The following is a 6,693-nucleotide window of genomic DNA, read 5'->3' as shown; positions in this document are numbered from 1 at the left end:
CCACTAGTAGTGGATCCGTGATCGTGATATCCGTCAACGTAGTCGCTCCGGTGTTCGTTACAGTGAAGTGTAGCTGATCGTCTCCCCAACTGTGCGAAGCCGTCACCGTTCTCATCGTTGAACGTGCCTCTCTTAAGCAGCGATATGTCACTGTCATCTGAAGGCCGTATCCGTTGGATCATCTGGATCGCCGTCACCGTCCGGATCCTCATCCGTCGGTTGTTAGGGTCATCAGAGGTATCCGTCACATCGTCACCATCAGGATTCGTTCCCGTGGCAAGTGCCTGGTTCGATACCGTTCCGGCATCAATGTCGGACTGCTGGATCGTGTAGCTTCCGCTAAAGGTCGTCGTGTCCACCGCTCTGGTGCAAGGCTAGCGATCGGTCCGCCGGTAAGGCGCCGTTAGGCGCCACTAGTAGTGGATCCGTGATCGTGATATCCGTCAACGTAGTCGCTCCGGTGTTCGTTACAGTGAAGCTGTAGCTGATCGTCTCGCCCAACTGTGCGAAAGCCGTCACCGTTCTCATCGTTGAACGTGCTCTCCTTAAGCAGCGATATGTCACTGTCCATCTGGAAGGTCCGTATCCGTTGGATCATCTGGATCGCCGTCGCCGTCTGGATCCTCATCCGTCGGGTTGTTAGGGTCATCAGAGGTATCCGTCACATCGTCACCATCCGGATTCGTTCCCGTGGCAAGTGCCTGGTTTGGTTACCGTTCCGCATCAATGTCGGACTGCTGGATCGTGTAGCTTCCGCTAAAGGTCGTCGTGTCCACCGCTCCAGGTGCAAGGCTCGCGATAGGGCCGCCAGTAAGCTGCCGTTAGGCGCCACTAGTAGTGGATCCGTGATCGTGATATCCGTCAACGTAGTCGCTCCGGTGTTCGTTACAGTGAAGCTGTAGCTGATCGTCTCGCCCAACTGTGCGAAGCCGTCACCGTTCTCATCGTTGAACGTGCTCTCCTTAAGCAGCGATATGTCACTGTCATCTGGAAGTCCGTATCCGTTGGATCATCTGGATCGCCGTCGCCGTCTGGATCCTCATCCGTCGGGTTGTTAGGTCATCAGAGTATCGTCACATCGTCACCATCAGGATTCGTTCCCTGGCAAGTGCCTGGTTGGTTACCGTTCCCGCATCAATGTCGGACTGCTGGATCGTGTAGCTTCCGCTAAAGGTCGTCGTGTCCACCGCTCCAGGTGCAAGGCTCGCGATAGGGCCGCCAGTAAGGCTGCCGTTAGGCGCCACTAGTAGTGGATCCGTGATCGTGATATCCGTCAACGTAGTCGCTCCGGGTTCGTTACAGTGAAGCTGTAGCTGATCGTCTCGCCCAACTGTGCGAAGCCGTCACCGTTCTCATCGTTGAACGTGCTCTCCTTAAGCAGCGATATGTCACTGTCATCTGGAAGGTCCGTATCCGTTGGGTCATCTGGTCGCCGTCGCCGTCCGGATCCTCATCCGTCGGGTTGTTAGGGTCATCAGAGGTATCCGTCACATCGTCCCCATCAGGATTCGTTCCCGTGGCAAGTGCCTGGTTGGTTACCGTTCCGCATCAATGTCGGACTGCTGGATCGTGTAGCTTCCGCTAAAGGTCGTCGTGTCCACCGCTCCAGGTGCAAGGCTCGCGATAGGGCCGCCAGTAAGGCTGCCGTTAGGCGCCACCAGTAGTGGATCCGTGATCGTGATATCCGTCAACGTAGTCGCTCCGGTGTTCGTTACAGTGAAGCTGTAGCTGATCGTCTCGCCCAACTGTGCGAAGCCGTCACCGTTCTCATCGTTGAACGTGCTCTCCTTAAGCAGCAATATGTCACTGTCATCCGGAAGGTCCGTATCCGTTGGATCATTCTCCAGGTTGCTGTTGTCATCCGAAAGGTCGCTGACATCATCTCCATCAGGTGTCGTTCCCGTAGCCGTAGCCTGGTTCGATACGCTCTGCGCATCGATGTCGGACTGCTGGATCGTGTAGCTTCCGCTAAAGGTCGTCGTGTCCGTTGCTCCTGGTGCCAGTGTAGCGATGGACCGCCAGTCAACGTACCGTTGGCACCATCAAGTAGTGGATCCGTTACCGTTACATTCGTTAGGGTCGTAGCACCACTGTTCGTCACCTCAAAGCTGTAGCTGATCGTCTCGCCCAACTGAGCAAAGCCATCGCCGTTCTCATCGTTGAACACAGAGGTCTTGATGATCGATATCTCGCTGTCCTCAGGAAGATTCGTATCCGTTGGATCATTCTCTAGGTTGCTGTTGTCATCCGAAAGGTGCTGACATCATCTCCATCAGGTGTCGTTCCCGTAGCGTAGCCTGGTTCGATACGCTCTGAGCATCGATGTCCGACTGCTGGATCGTGTAGCTTCCACTAAAGGTCGCCGTGTCTACCGCTCCTGGTGCAAGGCTCGCGATAGGACCGCCGGTAAGGCTGCCGCTTGGCGCCACCAATAGTGGATCCGTTACCGTCACATTCGTTAGGTCGTAGCTCCACTGTTCGTTACCTCAAAGCTGTAGCTGATCGTCTCGCCCAACTGAGCAAAGCCGTCACCGTTCTCATCGTTGAACAACAGAGGTCTTGATGATCGATATCTCGCTGTCCTCAGGAAGATTCGTATCCGTTGGATCATCCTCCAGGTTGCTGTTGTCATCCGATAGGTCGCTCACATCATCTCCGTCAGGTGTCGTTCCCGTAGCCGTAGCCTGATTCGATACGCTCTGAGCCATCGATGCCGACTGCTGGATCGTGTAGCTTCCACTAAAGGTCGTCGTGTCTACCGCTCCTGGTGCAAGGCTCGCGATCGGTCCGCCGGTAAGGCTGCCGCTTGGCGCCACCAATAATGGATCCGTTACCGTCACATTCGTTAGGGTCGTAGCTCCACTGTTCGTTACCTCGAAGCTGTAGCTGATCGTCTCGCCCAACTGAGCAAAACCATCGCCATTCTCATCGTTGAACACAGAGGTCTTGATGATCGATATCTCGCTGTCTCAGGAAGATTCGTATCCGTTGGATCATTCTCCAGGTTGCTGTTGTCATCCGAAAGGTCGCTCACATCATCTCCGTCAGGTGTCGTTCCCGTAGCCGTAGCCTGGTTCGATACGCTCTGCGCATCGATGTCGGACTGCTGGATCGTGTAGCTTCCGCTAAAGGTCGTCGTGTCCGTGCTCCTGGTGCCAGTGTAGCGATGGGACCGCCAGTCAACGTACCGTTGGCACCATCAAGTAGTGGATCCGTTACCGTTACATTCGTTAGGGTCGTAGCACCACTGTTCGTCACCTCAAAGCTGTAGCTGATCGTCTCGCCCAACTGAGCAAAGCCATCGCCGTTCTCATCGTTGAACACAGACGTCTTGATGATCGATATCTCGCTGTCCTCGGGAAGGTCCGTATCCGTTGGATCATTCTCAATTGGGCTATTATCATCAGAAGTATCCGTGACATTATTATTATCAGGATCTTGTCCAGTAACAATTGCTTGATTCGTGACTTGCAAATTATCAATATCTGACTGCTGGATCGTGTAGCTTCCGCTGAAGGTCGTCGTGTCTATCGCTCCAGGTACAAGGCTCGTAATAGGACCGCCAGTCAATGTACCGTTTATTCCTTGTAATAATGGGTCAGATAAAACAATGTTAGTAATTGTCCTATTACCTGCATTTCTTATAGTAAATGAATAACTGACAGTTTCACCAACCTGAGCGGACCCATCTCCATTCTCATCATTAAAGGTTCCTCTCTTTAATAAGGTTAATCGCATCGACCGCATCGTAAGATGTTATAGTCGGATCGTTTTCGAAATTACTATTATCATCTGATAGATCCGTGACATTTGAATTATCGGGATCTTGTGCTTCGACGGTCGCTTGATTGCTGACCTGTGATGCGTTTACGTCAGTTAAGGATAAAGTATAAGTTCCTACAAACGTATTCGAATCACTTTCGCCAGGTACAAGGCTCGCAATAGGCCACCCGTAAGACTGCCATTTGGTGTAACCAATAACGGGTCTGCAATAATAACGTTCGTTAACGTAACATTTCCGGTATTTGTTACTACAAAAGAATAACTTATAGTTTCGCCAACCTGCGCCACTCCATCATTGTTCTCATCGTTGAAACCCCTATTTTAATCAAAGATATTCTACCATTTTTAAGAAGGTCCGTATCCGTTGGATCATTCTCCAGGTTGCTGTTGTCATCCGATAGGTCGCTGACATCATCTCCGTCAGGTGTCGTTCCCGTAGCCGTAGCCTGGTTCGATACGCTCTGAGCATCGATGTCCGACTGCTGGATCGTGTAGCTTCCACTAAAGGTCGCCGTGTCTACCGCTCCTGGTGCAAGGCTTCGCGATAGGACCGCCGGTAAGGCTGCCGCTTGGCGCCACCAATAGTGGATCCGTTACCGTCACATTCGTTAGGGTCGTAGCTCCACTGTTCGTTACCTCAAAGCTGTAGCTGATCGTCTCGCCCAACTGAGCAAAGCCGTCACCGTTCTCATCGTTGAACACAGAGTCTTGATGATCGATATCTCGCTGTCCTCAGGAAGATTCGTATCCGTTGGATCATCCTCCAGGTTGCTGTTGTCATCCGATAGGTCGCTCACATCATCTCCGTCAGGTGTCGTTCCCGTAGCCGTAGCCTGATTCGATACGCTCTGAGCATCGATGTCCGACTGCTGGATCGTGTAGCTTCCGCTAAAGGTCGTCGTGTCTATCGCTCCTGGTGCCAGTGTAGCGATCGGGCCGCCGGTAAGGCTGCCGCTTGGCGCCACCAATAGTGGATCCGTTACCGTTACATTCGTTAGGGTCGTAGCTCCACTGTTCGTTACCTCGAAGCTGTAGCTGATCGTCTCGCCCAACTGAGCAAAGCCGTCACCATTCTCATCGTTGAACACAGAGGTCTTGATGATCGATATCTCGCTGTCCTCAGGAAGATTCGTATCCGTTGGATCATCCTCCAGGTTGCTGTTGTCATCCGATAGGTCGCTCACATCATCTCCGTCAGGTGTCGTTCCCGGTAGCCGTAGCCTGGTTCGATACGCTCTGCGCATCGATGTCGGACTGCTGGATCGTGTAGCTTCCGCTAAAGGTCGTGTCCGTTGCTCCTGGTGCCAGTGTAGCGATGGGACCGCCAGTCAACGTACCGTTGGCACCATCAAGTAGTGGATCCGTTACCGTTACATTCGTTAGGGTCGTAGCTCCACTGTTCGTCACCTCAAAGCTGTAGCTGATCGTCTCGCCCAACTGAGCAAAGCCATCGCCGTTCTCATCGTTGAACACAGAGGTCTTGATGATCGATATCTCGCTGTCCTCAGGAAGATTCGTATCCGTTGGATCATTCTCTAGGTTGCTGTTGTCATCCGAAAGGTCGCTGACATCATCTCCATCAGGTGTCGTTCCCGTAGCCGTAGCCTGGTTCGATACGCTCTGAGCATCTATGTCCGACTGCTGGATCGTGTAGCTTCCGCTAAAGGTCGCCGTGTCTACCGCTCCTGGTGCCAGTGTAGCGATGGGACCGCCAGTCAACGTACCGTTGGCACCATCAAGTAGTGGATCCGTTACCGTCACATTCGTAAGGGTCGTAGCTCCACTGTTCGTCACCTCAAAGCTGTAGCTGATCGTCTCGCCCAACTGAGCAAAGCCATCGCCGTTCTCATCGTTGAACACCGACGTCTTGATGATCGATATCTCGCTGTCCTCGGGAAGGTCCGTACCCGTTGGATCATTCTCCAGGTTGCTGTTGTCATCCGATAGGTCGCTGACATCATCTCCGTCAGGTGTCGTTCCCGTAGCCGTAGCCTGGTTCGATACGCTCTGAGCATCGATGTCGGACTGCTGGATCGTGTAGCTTCCGCTAAAGGTCGCCGTGTCTACCGCTCCTGGTGCAAGGCTCGCGATCGGTCCGCCGGTAAGGCTGCCGCTTGGCGCCACCAATAATGGATCCGTTACCGTCACATTCGTTAGGGTCGTAGCTCCACTGTTCGTTACCTCGAAGCTGTAGCTGATCGTCTCGCCCAACTGAGCAAAACCATCGCCATTCTCATCGTTGAACACAGAGGTCTTGATGATCGATATCTCGCTGTCCTCAGGAAGATTCGTATCCGTTGGATCATTCTCCAGGTTGCTGTTGTCATCCGAAAGGTCGCTCACATCATCTCCGTCAGGTGTCGTTCCCGTAGCCGTAGCCTGGTTCGATACGCTCTGCGCATCGATGTCGGACTGCTGGATCGTGTAGCTTCCGCTAAAGGTCGTCGTGTCCGTTGCTCCTGGTGCCAGTGTAGCGATGGGACCGCCAGTCAACGTACCGTTGGCACCATCAAGTAGTGGATCCGTTACCGTTACATTCGTTAGGGTCGTAGCACCACTGTTCGTCACCTCAAAGCTGTAGCTGATCGTCTCGCCCAACTGAGCAAAGCCATCGCCGTTCTCATCGTTGAACACAGAGGTCTTGATGATCGATATCTCGCTATCCTCAGGAAGATTCGTATCCGTTGGATCATTCTCCAGATTGCTGTTGTCATCCGATAGGTCGCTCACATCATCTCCGTCAGGTGTCGTTCCCGTAGCCGTAGCCTGGTTCGATACGCTCTGCGCATCGATGTCCGACTGCTGGATCGTGTAGCTTCCACTAAAGGTCGCCGTGTCCACCGATCCAGGTGCCAGTGTAGCGATCGGGCCGCCGGTAAGGCTGCCGCTTGGCGCCACCAATAGTGGATC

At 53.3% G+C, this 6,693-nt stretch carries 14 protein-coding genes and 2 pseudogenes; all 16 read right to left on the bottom strand.

Going from position 1 to position 6,693, the window contains the following annotated elements:
• Positions 1 to 359: DUF7507 domain-containing protein (locus tag BST86_RS14955; protein ID WP_172443368.1), on the bottom strand; the 359-nt coding region annotated here is incomplete at its 3' end.
• A complete protein-coding gene (locus BST86_RS14685; protein ID WP_105983898.1) occupies positions 340 to 528 on the bottom strand; it encodes a DUF7507 domain-containing protein in 189 nt (62 codons plus the stop codon). The genes BST86_RS14685 and BST86_RS14955, both read right to left, overlap by 20 nt.
• A gap of 133 nt (positions 529 to 661) precedes the next feature.
• Positions 662 to 970: a DUF7507 domain-containing protein gene (locus tag BST86_RS14680; protein ID WP_456237724.1), complete on the bottom strand. Its 309-nt coding sequence runs from the start codon at positions 968 to 970 to the stop codon at positions 662 to 664.
• 103 nt (positions 971 to 1,073) lie between these two features.
• Positions 1,074 to 1,280 (bottom strand): annotated as a pseudogene (locus BST86_RS14675) (DUF7507 domain-containing protein); the annotation flags it as partial.
• 255 nt (positions 1,281 to 1,535) lie between these two features.
• Positions 1,536 to 1,745: a DUF7507 domain-containing protein gene (locus BST86_RS14950; protein ID WP_172443366.1), complete on the bottom strand. Its 210-nt coding sequence runs from the start codon at positions 1,743 to 1,745 to the stop codon at positions 1,536 to 1,538.
• A 305-nt stretch (positions 1,746 to 2,050) separates the two neighbouring features.
• Positions 2,051 to 2,179, bottom strand: a pseudogene (locus tag BST86_RS15225) (DUF7507 domain-containing protein); the annotation flags it as partial.
• 64 nt (positions 2,180 to 2,243) lie between these two features.
• Complete coding sequence (locus BST86_RS14660; protein ID WP_105983893.1) at positions 2,244 to 2,453, bottom strand: DUF7507 domain-containing protein; 210 nt, start codon at positions 2,451 to 2,453, stop codon at positions 2,244 to 2,246.
• Positions 2,454 to 2,537: 84 nt separating this feature from the next.
• A complete protein-coding gene (locus tag BST86_RS14655) occupies positions 2,538 to 2,951 on the bottom strand; it encodes a DUF7507 domain-containing protein (protein ID WP_456237723.1) in 414 nt (137 codons plus the stop codon).
• On the bottom strand, positions 2,870 to 3,097 hold the full coding sequence (locus tag BST86_RS15220; RefSeq protein ID WP_456237722.1) for a hypothetical protein: 228 nt from the start codon (positions 3,095 to 3,097) through the stop codon (positions 2,870 to 2,872). Before BST86_RS15220 ends, BST86_RS14655 begins: the two co-directional genes overlap by 82 nt.
• Positions 3,031 to 3,738, bottom strand: a complete 708-nt coding sequence (locus BST86_RS14650; protein ID WP_172443363.1) for a DUF7507 domain-containing protein — start codon at positions 3,736 to 3,738, stop codon at positions 3,031 to 3,033. Before BST86_RS14650 ends, BST86_RS15220 begins: the two co-directional genes overlap by 67 nt.
• Positions 3,704 to 3,943, bottom strand: a complete 240-nt coding sequence (locus BST86_RS15215; protein ID WP_456237721.1) for a DUF7507 domain-containing protein — start codon at positions 3,941 to 3,943, stop codon at positions 3,704 to 3,706. Before BST86_RS15215 ends, BST86_RS14650 begins: the two co-directional genes overlap by 35 nt.
• Positions 3,898 to 4,071 (bottom strand): DUF7507 domain-containing protein, encoded by a 174-nt coding sequence (locus BST86_RS15180; protein WP_105983890.1) that lies wholly within the window; start codon positions 4,069 to 4,071, stop codon positions 3,898 to 3,900. Before BST86_RS15180 ends, BST86_RS15215 begins: the two co-directional genes overlap by 46 nt.
• Positions 4,047 to 4,373: a DUF7507 domain-containing protein gene (locus tag BST86_RS15210; protein WP_456237720.1), complete on the bottom strand. Its 327-nt coding sequence runs from the start codon at positions 4,371 to 4,373 to the stop codon at positions 4,047 to 4,049. Before BST86_RS15210 ends, BST86_RS15180 begins: the two co-directional genes overlap by 25 nt.
• Entirely contained in the window at positions 4,285 to 4,485 is a 201-nt protein-coding gene (locus tag BST86_RS14640; RefSeq protein WP_172443362.1) for a DUF7507 domain-containing protein, read from the bottom strand. Before BST86_RS14640 ends, BST86_RS15210 begins: the two co-directional genes overlap by 89 nt.
• On the bottom strand, positions 4,416 to 5,027 hold the full coding sequence (locus tag BST86_RS14635) for a DUF7507 domain-containing protein (protein ID WP_105983889.1): 612 nt from the start codon (positions 5,025 to 5,027) through the stop codon (positions 4,416 to 4,418). Before BST86_RS14635 ends, BST86_RS14640 begins: the two co-directional genes overlap by 70 nt.
• Entirely contained in the window at positions 4,978 to 6,681 is a 1,704-nt protein-coding gene (locus BST86_RS14630) for a DUF7507 domain-containing protein (RefSeq protein WP_172443361.1), read from the bottom strand. Before BST86_RS14630 ends, BST86_RS14635 begins: the two co-directional genes overlap by 50 nt.
• Positions 6,682 to 6,693: the final 12 nt, after the last annotated feature.

It is taken from the genome of Nonlabens agnitus (assembly GCF_002994045.1).
Lineage (GTDB): Bacteria > Bacteroidota > Bacteroidia > Flavobacteriales > Flavobacteriaceae > Nonlabens > Nonlabens agnitus.
The sequence above is the reverse complement of the archived record's forward strand: the minus strand, read 5'-3'. Positions and strand labels throughout refer to the sequence as shown.